The following is an 18,998-nucleotide window of genomic DNA, read 5'->3' as shown; positions in this document are numbered from 1 at the left end:
GTTGCGCGAATCGCCTCTCTTGCGAGGCTCAGGCTTAACATTCTAGCGACGGGGGTCGGCAAGGAATATAGGACTTATCTTAAAATTGAGGGGCAATGTGTTGCCCTATCCAGCCAGTCTCAGAGCGGATCCGGCCAGGCGCGCATCGCTTGCGCGCCTATCGCCAGCAGCTTCTCGCGGCTGGCGTTGTCACGGGCCTGGGTCGACATGCCGTGGATGACAGTGACGAAAAAACTGGCCAGTGCAGCAGTGTCGGTATCGGCCGCCATCTCGCCTTCGGCGACGCCGCGATCCAGCCGCGCTTTGATGCCGGCTTCCATCTGTCCGCGGTAATCCGCCAGTACTTCCTGCACATGCGAGGAGGCAGCGGTGCAATTGGTGGCTGAAGTCACGACCATGCAGCCGGGCGGCTGATTCGGATCGGTTTGTGAAATCGCGATGACCTCGAGATAACTCCTGATGCTTTCTTTTGCAGTCAGCGGCTCGGCTACGATCGATTCAAAAAAACAGGGCTTTTTGGCAAGGTAATATTCCACCGCTTCCAGAAACAGGCGTTCCTTGTCGCCGAATGCCGTGTACAGGCTGGGCGGCGTGATTCCCATGGCGGTAGTCAGGTCATTGAGCGAAGTCGCCTCGTACCCGTAACGCCAGAAAACCATCATCGCGCGCTCCAGCGCGGTTTCCCTATCGAACGATAAAGGACGGCCGGCCTTCTTGCGCGGCTTGTCTTGTGTCATTTCCATAGTGATCGATATTAAACCACTTGACAGCGCAAAACAAGCCCGCTAGAGTCGCATCATAATTCATAGCGATCACTATTAAATAGAAATTCTGAAGTTGCCGGATGTGGCCAAAAAGAAATATTAGTGTCTCACAGAATTAAATTTGATGTTTTCCGGGCGTGATTTTTTGCTTTCGGGCAAGGGGGAAATCGGCACATTTGGAGGATCGGACAAGAAGCGTGCAGTAAGCGGCTATCGGCTGACGGCTTGCCGACCTTATATTGCTAATCATGATTTGAGGCATTCCAAGCCAATCAAGAACGCCAATGCCGGTCGCCCGACCCAGCCTAAACCTTGAAATCTTACCTGTACGGCCTTCCGCTCAAGCGATTGTTTCTAGTTACGCAGTTATCCATTTCCGTTTTCACACCGGTTTTAAACCGTTTTTACACATACCAATCCAGGGGTCTCACATGCAAACTTCGACACCATTATTTTCTCGCAAAGCGATTGCGATTGCGGTCGGCATCCTCATCCTCGCCGCCGCCGGCACCTTCACCCTGACCAGCCGCCAGGCTAAAGCGGTCAGCCCGCCACCTGCCGCGGCATCGGTCTCGGTGGCTGCCGCCCTGGAAAAATCGGTTACTGAATGGGATGATTTTTCAGGACGGGTGGAAGCCATCGAACGGGTTGAAATACGGCCACGCGTATCCGGCACCATCGACGCCGTGCATTTCCAGGAAGGCCAGTTGGTGAAAAAGGGCGATCTGCTGTTCACCATCGATCCCCGCCCCTATCAAGCCGAACTGGCGCGCGCAGTAGCCACCCAGGCTGGCGCCCAAGCCGGATTGGCATTGGCAAAAACCGAACTGGCCCGCACCAGCCGTCTGATCGAGGAACATGCAGTAGCCCAGCGTGAACTGGATCAGCGCAACAATGCTCTGCTGGAAGCAGACGCCAGTCTTAAGGCAGCGGATGCGGCGGTGCAAACCGCGCGCCTGAACCTGCAATACACATCGATTTCAGCGCCGGTCAGCGGCCGTGTCTCACGCGCTGAAATCACGGTCGGCAATCTGGTTGGCGCAGGTGTCGCTTCGCCTGCATTGACTACCGTGGTATCGGTGTCGCCGGTGTATGTCAGCTTCGAGGTGGATGAGCAGACCTACATCCGCTACGCTGCCAACGGCGCGGTCGGCAACTCGGGCGTGAGTCACTTGCCGGTCTCGATCGGTCTGGCCAGCGAAGACGGTTATCCGCATCAAGGCCAGATCAAGGCTTTCGACAACCGGCTTGATACCGCCTCCGGGACCATGCGCGTACGCGCCGTGTTCGACAACCAGAACGGTGCCCTCACCCCTGGCATGTACGCCCGGGTACGCACCGGTGGTTCAGCCGCTGAAACGGCCGTGCTGATCGACGACAAGGCAGTCGGCAACGACCAGGACAAGAAATACGTCATGGTGCTGGGCGCCGACAACAAGGTCACGTATCGCCCGGTCAAGCTCGGCCCGATTGTCGATGGCTTGCGCGTGGTCCGTTCCGGCCTCAAGAAAGATGAGCGGATCGTCGTCAACGGCTTGCAACGGATACGTCCGAATGACCTGGTCACGCCGGTGACTGTCAGCATGGATGGAGAAAACACTTCTCCATCCAAGGCTGCAGTGACGGTGGCTAGCGCTAAATAACAAAGGCAACGACGATCAGCACCATCGCACCATCGCATCGATGCCAAACACTCAGCAGAGCCCAACACCATGAATATTTCAAAATTCTTTATCGACCGTCCGATTTTTGCGGGCGTTCTATCTGCGATCATCTTGATCGGCGGCCTGATTTCCATGCTCAGCCTGCCGATCTCCGAATACCCGGAAGTGATTCCGCCATCGGTGATCGTCAAGGCGCAGTACCCGGGCGCCAATCCGCAGACCATCGCGGAAACCGTGGCGACGCCGATCGAGGAACAAATCAACGGCGTCGAGGGCATGCTGTACATGTCTTCGCAAGCTACTTCGGACGGCTTGATGACATTGACCATCACCTTCAAGCTGGGCACTTCACCGGACCAGGCCCAGCAACTGGTGCAGAACCGCGTCAACCAAGCCTTGCCGAGATTGCCGGATGTGGTCCAGCGACTCGGCGTCACCACGGTCAAGAGCTCACCCAACCTGACCATGGTGGTGCACTTGCTGTCGCCCAACGACCGTTACGACATGGCTTACCTGCGTAACTATGCCGTGCTGAACGTCAAAGACCGGTTGGCGCGCCTGCCCGGGATTGGTTCGGTCCAGCTGTTCGGCTCGGGCGATTACTCGATGCGCATCTGGCTCGATCCGCGCAAGGTGGCGGAACGTGGCCTGGCTGCCACCGACGTCGTCAACGCCATCCGTCAGCAAAACGTCAACGTCGCCGCCGGTGTGATTGGCGCTTCGCCGTCGGTGCCCGGCGTGAATTATCAGATTTCGGTAAATGCCCGCGGCCGCCTCGCCAATGAGGAAGAATTTGGCAACATCGTGATCCGCACTTCTCCGGATGGCGTCGTCACTTATCTGAAAGATGTAGCGCGGATCGAACTCGGCGCCAGCGAATATGCGTTGCGCTCATTGCTCGATAATAAGCAGGCAGTAGCGATTCCTATCTTCCAGGCGCCGGGCTCCAACGCGTTGGAAATCTCCGATAACGTCCGCGCCACCATGGCCGAGCTGAAGAAAGACATGCCGGAAGGCGTCGACTACAAGATCGTGTACGACCCGACCCAGTTCGTCCGCTCATCCATCGAGGCCGTGGTCCATACCTTGCTGGAAGCGATTCTGCTGGTGGTGATCGTGGTGATCATTTTCCTGCAAACATGGCGCGCTTCGATCATCCCGTTGCTGGCAGTGCCGGTATCGGTGATCGGCACCTTTGCGGTAATGATGGGCCTGGGATTTTCGATCAACGCCTTGAGCTTGTTCGGGCTGGTGCTAGCCATCGGGATCGTGGTCGATGACGCCATCGTGGTGGTGGAGAACGTCGAGCGCAATATCGAAAACGGCTTATCCGCCAAGGAAGCCACCTATAAAGCCATGCGCGAAGTCTCCGGGCCTATCGTGGCGATTGCCCTCACCTTGTGCGCCGTGTTTATTCCACTGGCTTTCGTCAGCGGCCTGACCGGCCAGTTCTTCAAGCAGTTCGCCTTGACGATTGCGATTTCGACCGTGATTTCCGCATTCAATTCGCTGACCTTGTCGCCGGCGCTGGCAGCCCTGCTGCTGAAAGGCCACGGTGCCAAGAAGGATGCATTCCAACGCCTGATCGATCGCTTCTTCGGCGGCTTCTTTGCCGTGTTCAACCGGGTCTTTCATCGTGCGTCGGACTCCTACAGCGGTGGCGTGACCGGCATCCTGAAACGAAAATCTGCCGCGCTGGCAGTGTATGCGGTATTGATCGGCGTTACCGTGCTGCTGTTCCATACCGTGCCGAACGGCTTCATCCCGGCCCAGGACAAACAATACCTGGTGGGTTTTGCGCAATTACCTGACGCCGCATCGCTGGACCGTACCGAAGACGTGATGCGCAAGATGTCCGAAATCGCGCTGAAACAACCTGGTGTGGAATCCGCCGTGGCCTTCCCTGGCCTGTCGATCAACGGCTTCGTCAACAGTCCTAACTCCGGCATCGTTTTCACCACACTCAAACCGTTTGACGAGCGCCGTGGCGCCGACCAGAGCGGGATTGCGATTGCACAGCAGCTGAATCAAAAGTTCGCGGCTATCCAAGGTGCGTTCATCGCCGTCTTCCCGCCACCACCGGTGCAGGGATTAGGTACGATCGGCGGCTTCAAGCTGCAGATCGAAGATCGCGCTGCGCTTGGCAACCAGGCGTTGAGTGACGGTTTGCAGGCATTCATGGCGAAAGCGCAAAAAGCGCCGGAGCTGGCTGGCATGTTCTCCAGTTTCCAGATCAACGTGCCGCAGCTGTACGCCGATGTCGACCGGGTTCGCGCCCAGCAGTTGGGGGTATCGATCCCGGCGGTATTCGACACCTTGCAAATCTACCTGGGATCGCTGTACGTGAACGATTTCAACAAGTTCGGCCGCACCTTCCAGGTACGGGTCCAGGCTGATGCGCCGTTCCGTGCCCATGCCGAAGACATCGGCTTGCTGAAAGCGCGCAACGACCGCGGCGAGATGGTGCCGTTGTCGTCCTTGTTGAAAATGACGCAAAGCTACGGCCCCGACCAGGCGATACGCTATAACGCCTTCCCCTCGGCCGATGTCAACGGTGGACCCGCGCCTGGCTACAGCACCGGCCAGGCTCAGGCTGCGGTAGAACGCATCGCCGCCGAGACGCTGCCACGCGGCATCAGCTACGAATGGACCGAAATCACTTACCAGGACAAGATCGCCGGCGATACGCTGTTCATCATCCTGCCGTTGTCGATATTGCTGGTGTTCTTCGTGCTGGCGGCGCAATACGAGAGCCTGACCTTGCCGTTGGCAGTGTTGCTGATCGTACCTATGGGAATCTTGTCTGCAATCTTCGGCGTCTGGCTGACTAGAGGTGACGACAACATCTTCACCCAGATCAGCCTGATCGTACTGGTCGGCCTGGCGTGTAAGAACGCGATCCTGATTGTGGAGTTTGCGCATGAGCTGGAATCGCAAGGGCGTTCCATCTACGCCGCTGCAATCGAAGCTGCTCACTTGCGTTTGCGCCCTATCCTGATGACGTCGATCGCCTTCATCGCCGGCGTCATCCCGCTGATCCTGTCGACCGGCGCCGGCGCTGAAATGCGTCATGCAATGGGAGTTGCGGTGTTCTCCGGCATGATTGGCGTGACCGCTTTCGGGCTGTTCCTGACACCGATCTTTTACGTTTTGCTGCGCACCCTGGCATCGCGCTTTACCGGTTCAAAACCGATAGCCGAACAACATGCAGCCCCGACGCCGACAGCGCATGGCCCGGCAGCGCCAGCCGTTGCAACAGTGGCGCACATCGAAGGAATCTGAATATGAAAACGCTTAGTCTCGACCTTAATCTGAAACTCAGCACGCTCGTTGCCGCACTGGTGCTGGCCGGTTGCTCCACCACCAAACCGCCGGAAAAAATTGCGGTTGATCTGCCGACGCAATATCGGGAAGCCGCCAATCTGGATGGCAGCTGGAAAGTCGCGCAGCCGGCCGATGGCGCCGATCGCGGCGCCTGGTGGACGGTGTTCGGCGATACCGAGCTGAACCGGCTGATCGGTGAAGCCACACAATCCAGCCCGACCCTGGCAATGGCATTGGCGCGCGTCAAGGAAGCGCGCGCCACCGCCGGCCTGGCCGATGCCGACCGCGCGTTCCAGCTGGGCGCCGCCTTCGGCCCGACCCGCCAGGGCACGGCCAGCGCCACGTCCACCCAATGGCAGGCGCAGCTGGGCGCCTCCTATGAGGTCGACCTGTTCGGCCGTCTGTCGGACAGCAGCCGCGCCGCCCGCCTTGATGTTGAAGGACAGGAAGCGGCTTACCGTTCGGTGTTGCTGGCGCTGCAGGCCGATGTCGCCCAGCAGTATTTTGCGATCCGCTCGCTCGATTCGGAACTCGACGTGCTGCAGCAAACCATCAAGCTGCGTCAGGAAAACATGCGACTGGTGCAGCATCGCTATGATGCCGGCGACACCAGCGAGCTGGATGTGGCGCAGGCGCAGACCGAACTGTCGGTGACCCAAGCGGAACAGGAAGGTGTCAGCCGCAGCCGCGCTCAGCGCGATCATGCGCTGGCAATCCTGCTCGGCAAGGCCCCGGCCCAGTTCACGCTGGTCACCGCGCCGCTGCAGCCGGTAACGGTCAGCGTGCCGCCAGGCCTACCCTCCGATCTGCTGGAACGGCGCCCGGACATCGCCCAGGCGCAGCGCCAGCTGGCCGCCGCCAGCGCCCGTATCGGCGTGGCCAAAGCCGGTTTCTTTCCGAGCCTGGTGCTGACGGCTTCCGGCGGCTTCGCGTCGGACGCGCTGCACAACCTGTTCCAGTGGTCCAGCCGCAGCTGGCTGCTGGGACCGGTGGTCGGCTCCGTGCTCAATATGCCCTTGCTGGACGGTGGCCGCAACAAGGCCAACCTGGCAAAGGCAGATGCCAACTATGAATCGGTGGTGGCCAATTACCGGCAGCAGGTGCTGGTCGGCTTCCAGGACGTGGAAGATAACCTGAGCGCCTTGCGCACTCTGGATAATCAGATCCGTTTTCAGGAAGATGCGGTGAAGTCGGCACAACTGGCAGCCCGCCTCGCCGATTCGCGCTATCGGAATGGCTCTACCAGCTATTTTGAGGTGATCGACGCGCAACGCTCAAGTCTTTCCGCGCAACGTGCGAAAAGCCAGACCGTTGGCCAGCGTGCAGTGGCGTCGGTTGGCTTGATTCGTGCGCTGGGTGGCGGCTGGAATGAAGCTGCCGCCAGTAACAGCGCCTTGGCTCTGGCTAAGTAACCAAGCAATTTTAAAAATGGCGGTGTGGCGGTGTGACTGGTGTCGCATCGCCATTTTCGAAGATGCTGCTTACGCAACTTCACAAACCGGTCTCCAGTGCAATCAGCTCTGAAATGGATTGTCGTCGTCGAATGAGGCGATGTGCGTTGTCGTCGATCAGCACTTCGGCCAATAGCGGCCGGCTGTTGTAGTTCGATGACATGGATGCACCGTATGCGCCCGTGTCATGAAACACCAGATAGTCGCCGACTCGAGCTCCAGGCATCATGCGCGGCTCGACAATTCCACCTTCATGCTGAGTGAACACGTCGCCGGATTCACAAAGTGGGCCGGCGACCACCGTAGGGCGTGGCCTTATCGCATCAGACGACGTTTCGCTATTGTGAATCACCGATATGCGATGGTAGCTGCCATACATGGATGGACGCATAAGGTCGTTGAAACCGGCGTCAACCAGCACGAAGTGATTGGCCCCACTGTTCTTTACCGCGCGCACCTCTGACAATAGTATTCCAGCTTCAGCGACCAGAAAACGACCTGGCTCAATCTCGAGTCGAAGCGGATGGCCGAGATATTGCTCCATATCTTTGCGCGCCGCGTCCCATACACCAAAGTAATGATTGGTATCGACAGCCACAGCATTCTCACGATAGGGAATGCAAAGACCGCCGCCGGTTGAAATCGCTTCAATGTCATGGCCGAGCTGTTTCACCAACGCGGTCATTGTGGCGCACACCCTTTCCAAGTGATCGTAATCGACCCCGGAACCGATATGCATATGCAACCCGACCAAGTGCAGGCTGTGCTTCCCGATCACCGCCAGCGCTTGGGGCAGATCAGCGTGCCATATGCCATGCTTGCTGTTTTCTCCGCCGGTATTAGTCTTGTGGCTGTGGCCGTGGCCGAAACCTGGATTGACCCGCAGCCAGACTCGGTGACCCGGTTTAACTGCCCCAAGCTGTTCCAGCATGTCGATCGAGCCGGCATTGACCTCAATATCCAGTTCTGTGACCTTTGCCAGGGTGGGAGCATCTATTACATCTGCGGTAAAAATCAATCCCGCCGGCGTCCCTTGTCGGCTAAACCCCGCGCGTAATGCGCGTTCAATCTCTCCCAGTGAAACCGCATCAACAGTCACCCCCTGTTCACGCAACAATTTTAGTATGTGAGTATTTGAGCAGGCTTTCTGAGCGAAGCGAATCACATCGAAGGCTCGCAGTTTTTTCACTTGGTTCTCGATGGCTTTTGAGTCATAGATCCATAACGGCGTTCCGTAGCTCCGAGCGAGATCGGCCATCATATCCGGGGAAATTGTATTCATACGTAGTGACCAGTTCAAGAAGGAATCGGGAAGGAATCAGGTTTAATGATCTGTTAAAAAATGAATTCAATAAAATATCAATTTTTATGGAGTCCATTCATATATGATATGGATTAACATTTTTCGGATTTGCTAACGATGTCCATTTCACTCAGGCATATTGAGGTGTTCCGAGCTGTAATGACCACCGGCAGTGTGACTGAGGCAGCAGCCTTGCTGCGCACGTCGCAACCGACCGTCAGCAGGGATCTGGCCCGCTTTGAATCACTGGTTCACATGAATTTGTTCGACCGTGTACGCGGTCGGCTAGTGCCGACCGTGCCGGCCATATTGCTTTTTGAGGAAGTGAAACGTTCATACCTGGGCCTGGAACGTGTAGTTACTCTCGCCTCTTCGATAAGGCAGTTCAAACAGGGGCAGCTATCTATTATTTGTCTTCCTACATTTTCACAGACGCTGCTACCCTCGGTGTGCCGTCGTTTTCTGGAACGATTCCCGGCTGTCAGTCTGAGTATCACGCCGCAGGAATCGCCGTTGCTGGAGGAATGGCTGACATCACAGCGTCATGACATTGGCCTTACCGAAACTCCCGTCACGCCGCAAGCCACCCGGCGATCGCTCTTGTTTTCCGAGGATATGGTATGCGTCCTGCCAGACGGACATCCGCTATTGGCCAAGACAACGCTAACACCACAGGACTTTTCGGGAGAGTCGTTCGTCAATTTGTCTGTCTTTGACACTTATCGGCGCCAGCTGGACAACGTCTTCGAGCGTAGCGGTGTAGATCGTCGTATAGCGATTGAAACGGCGAGTGCCGCGTCTGTATGCTCAATGGTCCGGCAAGGTTTAGGGCTGGCTATCGTAAATCCCTTGACAGCGATGGACGAAGCGGGCCGCGGTCTTCAATTACGGCGCTTCTCCGAGTCCATACCGTTTATCGTTAGCCTCATCAGGCCGGATCACCGGCCATCCTCCGCACTTGTCGAGGAATTCGAGGCCCTCTTGCATGACCATGCTTTAACGCTGTCCAAATACTTGAAGAGAGCGCTAAAGCAAAAAATATAAATACGGCAGTACAAAACTAATACACTTAGTCTTCAACATCGCCACCTGGCAATCATATGCGCACACCTACCCATACTGTAAGCACGTCGCCCCTGTCCACCACAGCCGAAGTCGAAATCGACGCGCTGACGCGGGCTTTTTTTTCCGTCTTCACCAACAAGAACGGCATCAAGCCGGATGTCGACGCCATCCATCGCATGTTCATTCCGCAAGGCCTGATCATCAAGTGCAACGGCGCCGACCGCGAAATCTACACGCTGCAGGAATTCATCGAACCGCGCCGGCTACTGCTGAGCGGCGGCCGATTGACCGAGTTCCAGGAACAGGAAGTGTCGGCCCGTACCGATATCTTCGGCGGCATTGCCCAACGTTATTGCATTTACGAAAAATCCGGGATCCTTGACGGCCAGGCATTTCAAGCCCGTGGCGTCAAGACTTTGCAATTGATCCGCATGGACGACGGCTGGAAGCTGGTCTCGCTCGCCTGGGAAGACGAACGGGACGGCCTCGCTGTGCCGGATCGGCTCTGACTTCAATCTAGAATTTCAATCCCGAATATCGCGCAAGGGCGAAGTCTTCAGTAAGCCGAACGTCAGCAAACTGCCGCCCACCGCGATAGCAATCAATCCGCTGCGCACCCCCAGATGTTCGGCAATCCAGCCGGCCGACAAAGCGCCCAACGGCGCCGCCGCCACGGTCATGAAACGCATGGTCGACACCATGCGGCCGTGATAAGCGTCCGGCGTCAGTTTCAGCCGCAGCGCCAGGTAAGGCATGAAATACAGCATGGCGCTGCAATCGAAGATGAACACCACCACGCCGTAAGCCAGTGCGCTCAGCAGCGGCGAGCCAAACAGGTTTGCCGGGATCGTCGCCAGCAACAGCCACGCCGCGCCGGTGCCGCCGAGGCCGATCAGGATCGTGCGGCCGCTGCCGAATCGCCGTGACAAAGGTTTGAGCAATATAGAGCTGACCAGCACTCCCAGGCCGCCCAGCGTTTGCGCTGCACCCAGCACCCCTGGCGACATGCCTAGCTGGTGAGTGGCGAACAGGATCTGCAAGGCCAGGTAACCATTGAACAGCACCTGCCACAAGGCGGTCCCCCAAGCCAGCGCCCATAGCACTTCATGGTTCCACACCATCTTGATGCCATCCACCATTTCGCGGAAAGGATGGCGATCGGACGGCGCGGGATAGGTGTCACGCTTGCGCAGATACCGCAAATTCCACCAAGACCCGATGAACCCGAGCGCATCGACCAGCACCGCTACCGGCGCCGTCAGCAATTGCACCAGCATGCCGGCGATGCCCGGCCCGACCAGGCGCGCCATCGAATCGGTAGCGGCAAACTTGCCCTGCGCATCCAGCAAATGCTCACGCCCTACCAACTGCGCCAAAAATACCTGGGAAGCGCTGCCGCCTATGACAAAGCCGATCCCCATCAGGAAGCCGACCGCGTACAGCACATGCATGTTCAACAAACCCAGCCAGTAGCTTATCGGGATCACCGCCAGCACGACGCCAAACAGGAATTCCGACCATAGCAACACCGGATACTTGCTGCGCCGGTCCAGCCAGACGCCGACCGGCAGCGAGAACAAGGCGAACGGCAAGGTCTGCAATGCAATCAGCATGCCCATCTGGGCCGGAGTGGCTTGCAGCAGCAGTACTGCGGTGAGCGGAATCGCCAGGCTGCTGATCTGTTCACCGAAGCTGGCGATGACGGTGGTCAGCCAGAAGCGGCGGAAATCGCGGTGGCGCAGCATCGGATCAGCCGACAGCTTGCGCATGAAAAATTGACGGAATGCGTTAAAAATAATGCAACTCTCTGAAAGCGGCAACACTGGGTAAGTAAGCGCGGCACGGATAGTTCCTGATGGGAACATTAACCAAATGATAGCAGTAATGCAGCCGACATTTACCTGCCGCCGCAAATTAAATATGCTGGATGTTCATAGGTGAAATGAACGGTCGCGAAGATGCATTCCGCAGCTTTTCGAGATAATTTCGAAGCACGGAAAAGATATCAATAAATTATTATTATTCAACGTCAAGCAATTTGAGACGACTGGTCATATAATAGCGGAATGAATAAAGCCCTCACCCCCAACGATACCCGCGCAACCTTGCTCGAAACCGGCCTCAGGCTGTTCGCGGAGCAAGGCTACAACGGCACCGGCATCAAGGAAATCGTCGATGCCGCCGGCGTGCCCAAGGGTTCGTTTTACAACTACTTCAAGAGCAAGGAAGACTTCGGCGCCGAGGTCATCTCGTTCTACGCTACCGGCTTCGCGGACAAGTGGTCGGCCTATTTTGCCGAGGCTCCGGAACAACCGCTGGCGGCGCTGCGCTATACCTACGAACGCATCATCAGTTACCACGAGCAGTGTGAGGTGAAGGCCGGCTGCCTGCTGGGCAATTTTGCTGCCGAAATGTCGGAATCCAGTGAGCTCTGCCGCCTTACCCTGCAGGAAGTAGTCGGCGGTTGGCGCAAACGCTTCGCCAGCTATCTGCGCAAAGCCCAGGCCGATGGCTCGGTGCGTACCGATCTGAGCGCAGAGCAGCTAACCGATTTTTTCTGGAATGCTTGGGAAGGCGCCCTGCTACGCATGAAAATCGAGCGCTCGACGGTGCCGGTGCGCGCTTGCGTCAATCTGATGTTCGATCATTTTTTCCTGCCGTAGCGTTACAGAAGCAACAGGAGGAATTGAATTCTTTTTTTAAAATAAACTCGAGACGACCGGTCATTTATTGATCCGCATTATCAATGTAATATCAATATTATCAATCTGTATTCCAGTTTGTTTTTTTCAGCAGCAAGTCAAACCACCAATCGCCTGACAGCGATTTATTCACGAAGGAATGTACATGAGCCGCACACCTGAAACCCGTACCGAAGACAGCCTGTTCCAACCCGCCCGTATCGGCGACATCGAAGTATCCAACCGGATTGTGATGGCGCCGCTGACCCGCAACCGCGCTGGCGAAGGCAATGTGCCGAATGAATTGAACCTGAAATATTACGCCCAGCGCGCATCGGCCGGCCTGATCGTTACCGAAGCGACCCAGGTATCAGCCCAGGCCCAGGGTTACGCCAACACGCCAGGCCTGCATACGCCGGAACAAGTCGCCGCCTGGAAAAAAATCACCGACGCCGTGCATGAAAAAGGCGGCCGCATCGTAGTGCAAATCTGGCATACCGGCCGCATGTCGCACGTCTCGTTCCAGCCGGACGGCAAGGCGCCGGTAGCGCCGTCTGCAATCCGCGCCGATGCCAAGACTTTTGTTCCCGGCGAAGGTTATGTCGACACCTCGGTGCCGCGTGAACTGGCGCTGGAAGACATTCCTGGCGTAGTGGATGATTTCCGCCAAACGGCGCGACGCGCCATGGAAGCCGGCTTCGACGGTATAGAAATCCACGGCGCGCACGGCTATCTGCTCGACAGCTTCCTGCGTGACGGCTCGAACCACCGTACCGACATTTACGGCGGCAGCATTGAAAATCGCAGCCGCCTGTTGCTGGAAGTGGTGGCCGCAACCAGCGCCGAAATCGGCGGCGGCCGGGTCGGCGTACGCCTCTCACCGGTATCGCCGGTCAACGATTCCAGCGAAAGCCAGCCGCAGCTGTTGTTCAACTATCTGGTGGAACAGCTCAACCAGTTTGGCCTGGCCTATTTGCACGTGGTCGAAGGCCACACCGGCGGCCCGCGCGATAACGCACCGTTTGACTATGAAGCACTGCATCAGCGCTTTGACGGCGCTTGGCTGGTGAATAACGGCTACGATCGCATGATGGCACGCGAAGCCATCGCCAGCGGTCACGGCGACCTGGTCGCTTTCGGCCGCGCCTTCATTACCAATCCGGACTTGGTATATCGCTTGCAGCACAACCTGCCGTTGAACGTGCCGTTTGCCGATGCGCCGCTGTATGGCGGCGTGGGTGAACACGGGTATACCGATTACCCGGCGTTGACGGAAGCGTAACCAGCAATCGAAGCGATCCGCTTGCGCACCTCATCCGAATTGCACAAGCGATCGAGACTCATAGCCGGCGCAGCTATGGTGCTGCTGCCGGCTTCTCACTGCCATAGGTGATCGCCAGATACTCTCCAATCTGCTTAACCTGGTCATCGCTCAAAGGCGCGCCATATGCGTGCTGCATTTTCGCCACTTCCGCAGTCCATTGCGTCAGACTCATCTTGCCGGGCTGCTGGTTGATGTAGTCGGCAGAATGGCAAATCGCGCACATTTGCGTAGCAACCACATAACCCGGATGCGTGGAAGGCTTGAGCTGGGCCGTTTCCTGCGGCAGCGTAATGCTCAAGGGGGCTGCCGATACAATCGCAGCAACGCTGAATAGTACGCCGGCAACCATCGTTTTTACGTAGTTCATGGCGATCTCCTAAGCAACGCTTATTTTGGTGGTTTCGATCACGTTGCGCGCGTAACCTGCAGGATTCCAGGTGGCTTCAAGCGGCTGGATTTCACCGCTCTGCGCGGTCGCCCTTACCATCAGCAGCAATTCCCCTTTGTGCGACGGCGTAATGCCGAAGCGCCATTCGCGGAAAGAGTATTTCCCAAGATCTTTGCCCAGCACCGCACTCTTCCATGTCTGACCGCCATCGGCCGAAATATCGACGGCCTTGATGCCACTGCCGCCATCGAAAGCAATTCCTTTCAGTTCAGTTCGGCGTCCGGCATGGATCACCGAGCCGTCATGCAGGCTGGTGATGAAGGAACGTGTCTTCAGACGCGAAATCGGCCGTGTTTTTCCTGGCGCGGTTCCGGGCGTCACGCACATGCAATCATTGTCGGGCACCCGGTACGCCGTCGCCATGAAGAAGCCGTCATAGACGTGATCCAGCACCTCGATTTCATTCAGATGCTTGACCCAATATGTGCCGAAATATCCAGGTACGATCAATTTGATCGGATAGCCGTTCAAAAAAGGAATATCGGCGCCGTTCATGGACCACGCGATGATCGGCTCGCCGCTGAGGGCGTGATCGATATCAAGCGCCTTGATAAAGTCTGGCGTGGTCGGCAGCACTGGTTGATCGAGTCCGTTGAAACTCACTTGCTTGGCGTCAGCCAGCACGCCGGCATGTTCCAGCACCGCCTTCAACGGCACGCCGACCCAACGCGCATTCCCCATGGAGCCGTTGCCGAGCTGGGCGCCGAATACGCGCGGCGTTGAAAAGGCGCGGCTGTTGCCGGAACACTGGTTGACCGCCACCACTTCTACTGCCGGCGCAATCGCCTTCAGCTCGGCCAGCGACAGCGACAGTTCACGCGTGACCCGGCCGCTGATCTTCAAGCGATAGGTGCCGGCATCAATCGAGGTCGGAATGTTGGCCAGGTGGTAGCGCACGAAAAATGCATCGTTCGCAGTAAGCGGCCCTTCGTTGAACACACTGAACGGCGTTTCAAGATGCGGCGGGCGCGTCGTAATCCGCATCAAGGGGCGTTTTTGCGGATAGGCGACCAGGTCTCGCTCACCGTTATCCACCGGTATGCTGGTGGTGGCCGCAAAACCGTGCAGCGGCGCCAGCGCCAGCGAACTTGCAGCAAGCCCCGCATGCTGCAAAAATTTACGACGGCTGGATGTGGCATCGCCTTCATCGAATTTCATGGCTGTCTCCTGCGATATCAATATTGTTGTAGTTATGCAAGCTGACCCGCCATCAAAAATTGCTGCGGTGCGGCCAGCTCAGCGCATTTTTCATCGAGTAATATGACAAGAACTTTAGTACGATAGCAGCAAACCGTAAAGCAAATTGCAAAGCTGATATCTACCTATGCAATAGGTAGGTAGGTGGGTAAGCAGATAGTCAAATCGCATCAAAAATAAATTTGGAGAAAAAATGTCCTCATCAAACACCAGCTTCCAGTGGGACGATCCGCTCTTGGTGGAGCAGCAACTCAGTGGCGATGAGCGCATGGTGCGCGACAGCGCGGCTGCCTACGCCAGCAACGTACTGGCGCCACGGGTGCTGATGGCGTTCCGCCAGGAGCAAACCGATACCGGAATTTTCCGGGAAATGGGTGCGCTCGGCATGCTCGGCGCGACGATTCCGGAAGAATACGGCGGCGCCGGCCTGAATTACGTCAGCTATGGCTTGATTGCCCGCGAAATAGAACGCGTCGATTCCGGCTACCGCTCCATGATGAGTGTGCAAAGCTCGCTGGTGATGCTGCCGATTTTTGAATTCGGCAGCGAGGTCACCAGGCAAAAGTACCTGCCCCGACTGGCTAGCGGCGAGCTGATCGGTTGCTTCGGCCTGACCGAACCGGATCATGGCTCCGATCCCGGCAGCATGGTTACGCGCGCACGCAAGGTCGACGGCGGCTACCAGATCTCCGGCAGCAAGATGTGGATCACCAACAGTCCGATCGCCGACGTATTTGTGGTCTGGGCCAAGGATGATGAGGGCGCTATCCGCGGCTTCGTTCTTGAAAAAGGCTGGAAAGGCCTGACGACGCCGGTCATCCATGGCAAGGTCGGCCTGCGCACTTCAATCACCGGTGAAATCGTGATGGATCAGGTGTTCTGCCCTGAAGAAAACGCCTTTCCGGATGTGCGCGGCTTGAAAGGCCCGTTCACCTGTCTCAACTCGGCCCGCTATGGCATTGCCTGGGGTGCGCTGGGCGCGGCGGAATTCTGCTGGCATGCGGCGCGCCAGTACACCATGGATCGCAAGCAGTTCGGCCGGCCGCTGGCCGCCAATCAGCTGGTGCAAGTCAAGCTGGTCGACATGCAAACGGATATCACGATGGCGCTGCAAGGCTGTCTGCGACTTGGTCGCATGAAGGATGAAGGCAGTGCATCGGTCGAAATCACTTCCATCATGAAACGTAACTCCTGCGGCAAGGCGCTGGCGATTGCACGGGTTGCGCGCGACATGTTGGGCGGTAACGGCATTTCCGACGAATACGGCGTGATTCGTCATCTGGTCAATCTGGAAGTGGTGAATACCTACGAAGGAACGCACGATGTGCATGCGCTGATTCTAGGGCGGGCGCAAACCGGGATAGCGGCGTTTGCCAACTAAGTCCCCGTAGGGTGGGCATGCGTGCCCACCCTACTATCTTTCTGTATATCAGAAGACGATGCGTCCTTGCATGTATACCATGCGTGGCGCGCCAACCAGCTTGCCGATGTTCGAATCGGTGGTGCGGGTGAAATAACGCTTGTCGGTCAGGTTATTGACGCCAGCCAGCAGCTCCGCCCCCTTCAAACCCGGCACTTTCCAGTTGACTTGCGCATTCCAGGTGCGGAAGCCGGGAATCTCGCCGTTGCCGCCATTCGCGCTTTCGGCGATGGTATTGGCGTTATCCGAAAACTGCCGGCTTTGATGCGTGGTCGACAGATCGAAGCCCCAGGCGCCGATCGCATAACGAGCGCCGATGGTGTCTGTATTGCGCGAGTAGAAAGGCACGTCGAGACCGGCGGTCGGGCCGGATTTCTGCAGCGCGCGGGTGTAGGTATAGTTGGCGTAGAGATTCAGGCCGGCCAGCACGCCTGCCTTGTCAAAAGCATAGTCGATGGCCGTCTCGACGCCATCGTGACGGGTGGCGCCGATATTCTGGAACACTGCCGGCGAGCTGCCTGCCACTTGCTGGATCTGGTTGTCGAAACGGATGTCGAAAGCGGTGATCTCGGCCGACAGCTGGCGGCTCTTCCAGCGCGCGCCGATTTCGGCGGTCTTCGCTACTTCCGGCACCAGCGGATTGCCGACGATCGCGGCATTCAGCTGGGTATTCTGGACCGGGCCGAACGCAGTGCTGTAATTGCTGAACAGCGTCAGGTTCTGACTCAGCAGATAAGCCAAGCTGAGTGATGGCAGCGCCTTGTTGTTATCGATCGGGAATACCGGGCCGTTGAGGACATCGGTACGGGTCGATCGGATATGCTCGTAGCGGATGCCGGGTGTAATACGCCAGTCGCCGAGCGAAATCTTGTCGTCGATGTAGACCGAGTGGGCGCCGGTGAAATTATCGAATGAGCTAGACGGCGGCGTTGCGATTCCGGTTGCTACCGATGTGTTGTACACCAGGTCATTGCCGGTTTCGCGGATATAGCGATAGCCGACCGTCACATCGTTGGTGCTACCGCCGAGGTTGAAGCGTTGCGTGTAGCGCGGCTCGATTCCCAGCGTCTGGTAAGTGCGTGGCTGATGGCCGAGGACTTTCCCGTTGATCAGCGTACTTTGACGGAAACTCTCGTTGTAATAGGTGCGGACCTCGAATTCCTGGGTGTCGGAAATCGTGTTCAGGTAGCCGATATCGGCGCCTTTGCGGGTACCGCTCCAGAAGTCGGTGGGCCGGGTGTTCTGGAAAGGATTGGCGGCGTATTGCGCCGCAGTCAGGCCGCCCGGCGTCTGCGAGCGCACATCGTAGTACGACAGCTTGCCGTAGATCTCGGAACCCGGGGTTAGCTGGTAGCGGTATTTCAAGGCGAAATCGTTGACCGTTTCGCCGCTGTTGGCGCGCCAGCCGGAGCCATCGACGCCGGAATACAGCACCGCCAGGCCGAGACCGTTATCGAGCTGGCTGCCGACGAAGGCACTGTATTGGCGGTTGGCGCCGCCGGCCTCGGTGTAATTGTTGGTGCGCACGGTAGCGTCGCCATTGAAACCTGGCTCGGCAGGAATCGCGCGGGTCTTGAAATTGATGATGCCGCCGACGTTCTGCGGACCGAAGCGGACCGAGCCGGCGCCGCGCACGACGTCGATCGATTCGATATTGTTCAGGCTGACCGGCGCAAACGACAACTGCGGCTGGCCATAGGGCGCGACTGCCAGCGGAATGCCGTCGAGCAGTACCGTGGAGCGTGGCGAAAAGCGCCCTGCCAAGCCGCGCACGCCGATATTCAGCGAAACTGAACTGCCGGCGGAACTGGAATTGTCGCTCACCTGTACGCCGGGAATACGGCGCATCACGTCGCCGATGCTGGCCGCGCCGGAATCCTCGATATCTTCTTTCTTGACCACCGTGCGCGCGCCGGGATAGCGCTTGACGCTGTTTTGCAAGCCGGTGCCGAGCCAGTCGCCGCTGACCTGGATCGATTCCAGCGTATGTTCTTCAGCTGTAGCGGCGGAAGCATCAGCCTGTTGCGCGTGCAGCGTCGCCGGCGACGCCAGTACTGCCAGCGCCAAGGTGACGGCAGCAGAGCATTTCAAGCGCGGGGTGGTCAGAGTCTGGGGAAATTCAAAGGCTGCCATGCGGTTTATTCTCCTGATACGCAATTCATGTTCGCACTGGCTGTTCTATTGCTACGCGACATGGTCGGGAACGGGAGATACTGGCTGGCGGTGGGTGGGTGGGTTGGTGAGTTACGGAAAGTTACAAACAATAATGATTCTCATTATATATGTCAATGTAAAGTCCCGAAAATGTTGTTTTTTTGGTTTCTCTGCCGCAGCTCGCTACCGGGCAGCATGAGCAA

Annotated in this window: 14 protein-coding genes; 8 read left to right on the top strand and 6 right to left on the bottom strand. The window is 57.6% G+C overall.

Annotation, left to right across the window (positions count from 1 at the left end):
* Positions 1-119: 119 nt before the first annotated feature.
* A complete protein-coding gene (locus KHU29_RS01070) occupies positions 120-743 on the bottom strand; it encodes a TetR/AcrR family transcriptional regulator (protein WP_211450849.1) in 624 nt (207 codons plus the stop codon).
* 452 nt (positions 744-1,195) lie between these two features.
* Here KHU29_RS01070 and KHU29_RS01065 point away from each other — a divergent pair, with 452 nt between their 5' ends.
* The 3 genes from KHU29_RS01065 to KHU29_RS01055 all read left to right on the top strand — a co-directional run bounded on the left by KHU29_RS01065 (position 1,196) and on the right by KHU29_RS01055 (position 7,164).
* Positions 1,196-2,407, top strand: a complete 1,212-nt coding sequence (locus KHU29_RS01065; protein ID WP_211450848.1) for an efflux RND transporter periplasmic adaptor subunit — start codon at positions 1,196-1,198, stop codon at positions 2,405-2,407.
* Positions 2,408-2,476: 69 nt separating this feature from the next.
* Positions 2,477-5,710, top strand: coding sequence for an efflux RND transporter permease subunit (locus KHU29_RS01060; RefSeq protein ID WP_211450847.1), 3,234 nt, complete (start codon positions 2,477-2,479; stop codon positions 5,708-5,710).
* A 2-nt stretch (positions 5,711-5,712) separates the two neighbouring features.
* Complete coding sequence (locus KHU29_RS01055; RefSeq protein WP_211450846.1) at positions 5,713-7,164, top strand: efflux transporter outer membrane subunit; 1,452 nt, start codon at positions 5,713-5,715, stop codon at positions 7,162-7,164.
* A 79-nt stretch (positions 7,165-7,243) separates the two neighbouring features.
* Here the strand turns inward: KHU29_RS01055 and lysA are convergent, their stop codons facing one another.
* Positions 7,244-8,485, bottom strand: coding sequence for a diaminopimelate decarboxylase (gene lysA, locus KHU29_RS01050; protein WP_211450845.1), 1,242 nt, complete (start codon positions 8,483-8,485; stop codon positions 7,244-7,246).
* A 138-nt stretch (positions 8,486-8,623) separates the two neighbouring features.
* Between lysA and KHU29_RS01045 the strand changes: the two genes are divergently transcribed.
* A complete protein-coding gene (locus tag KHU29_RS01045; RefSeq protein ID WP_211450844.1) occupies positions 8,624-9,550 on the top strand; it encodes a LysR family transcriptional regulator in 927 nt (308 codons plus the stop codon).
* A gap of 56 nt (positions 9,551-9,606) precedes the next feature.
* Entirely contained in the window at positions 9,607-10,080 is a 474-nt protein-coding gene (locus KHU29_RS01040) for a nuclear transport factor 2 family protein (protein WP_211450843.1), read from the top strand.
* 15 nt (positions 10,081-10,095) lie between these two features.
* On the opposite strand, the gene KHU29_RS01035 is transcribed toward KHU29_RS01040, so the two are convergent.
* Entirely contained in the window at positions 10,096-11,340 is a 1,245-nt protein-coding gene (locus tag KHU29_RS01035) for an MFS transporter (protein WP_246541320.1), read from the bottom strand.
* Positions 11,341-11,637: 297 nt separating this feature from the next.
* Between KHU29_RS01035 and KHU29_RS01030 the strand changes: the two genes are divergently transcribed.
* Both KHU29_RS01030 and KHU29_RS01025 read left to right on the top strand, forming a co-directional pair.
* A complete protein-coding gene (locus KHU29_RS01030; RefSeq protein WP_211450841.1) occupies positions 11,638-12,234 on the top strand; it encodes a TetR/AcrR family transcriptional regulator in 597 nt (198 codons plus the stop codon).
* Between the two features lie 184 nt (positions 12,235-12,418).
* Positions 12,419-13,534, top strand: coding sequence for an alkene reductase (locus KHU29_RS01025; RefSeq protein ID WP_425514432.1), 1,116 nt, complete (start codon positions 12,419-12,421; stop codon positions 13,532-13,534).
* Between the two features lie 73 nt (positions 13,535-13,607).
* On the opposite strand, the gene sorB is transcribed toward KHU29_RS01025, so the two are convergent.
* Together sorB and sorA are read right to left on the bottom strand one after the other, a co-directional pair.
* Positions 13,608-13,943: a SorB family sulfite dehydrogenase c-type cytochrome subunit gene (gene sorB / locus KHU29_RS01020; protein ID WP_211450839.1), complete on the bottom strand. Its 336-nt coding sequence runs from the start codon at positions 13,941-13,943 to the stop codon at positions 13,608-13,610.
* A gap of 9 nt (positions 13,944-13,952) precedes the next feature.
* On the bottom strand, positions 13,953-15,182 hold the full coding sequence (sorA, locus tag KHU29_RS01015) for a SorA family sulfite dehydrogenase catalytic subunit (RefSeq protein ID WP_211450838.1): 1,230 nt from the start codon (positions 15,180-15,182) through the stop codon (positions 13,953-13,955).
* A 232-nt stretch (positions 15,183-15,414) separates the two neighbouring features.
* Here sorA and KHU29_RS01010 point away from each other — a divergent pair, with 232 nt between their 5' ends.
* A complete protein-coding gene (locus KHU29_RS01010) occupies positions 15,415-16,602 on the top strand; it encodes an acyl-CoA dehydrogenase (RefSeq protein ID WP_211450837.1) in 1,188 nt (395 codons plus the stop codon).
* Between the two features lie 48 nt (positions 16,603-16,650).
* Here KHU29_RS01010 and KHU29_RS01005 read toward each other — a convergent pair whose 3' ends face one another.
* Positions 16,651-18,774, bottom strand: a complete 2,124-nt coding sequence (locus tag KHU29_RS01005) for a TonB-dependent receptor family protein (protein WP_211450836.1) — start codon at positions 18,772-18,774, stop codon at positions 16,651-16,653.
* Between the last annotated feature and the right edge of the window lie 224 nt (positions 18,775-18,998).

Source organism: Collimonas antrihumi, from assembly GCF_018304965.1.
In the GTDB taxonomy this organism is placed as follows: domain Bacteria; phylum Pseudomonadota; class Gammaproteobacteria; order Burkholderiales; family Burkholderiaceae_D; genus Collimonas; species Collimonas antrihumi.
The sequence above is the reverse complement of the archived record's forward strand: the minus strand, read 5'-3'. Positions and strand labels throughout refer to the sequence as shown.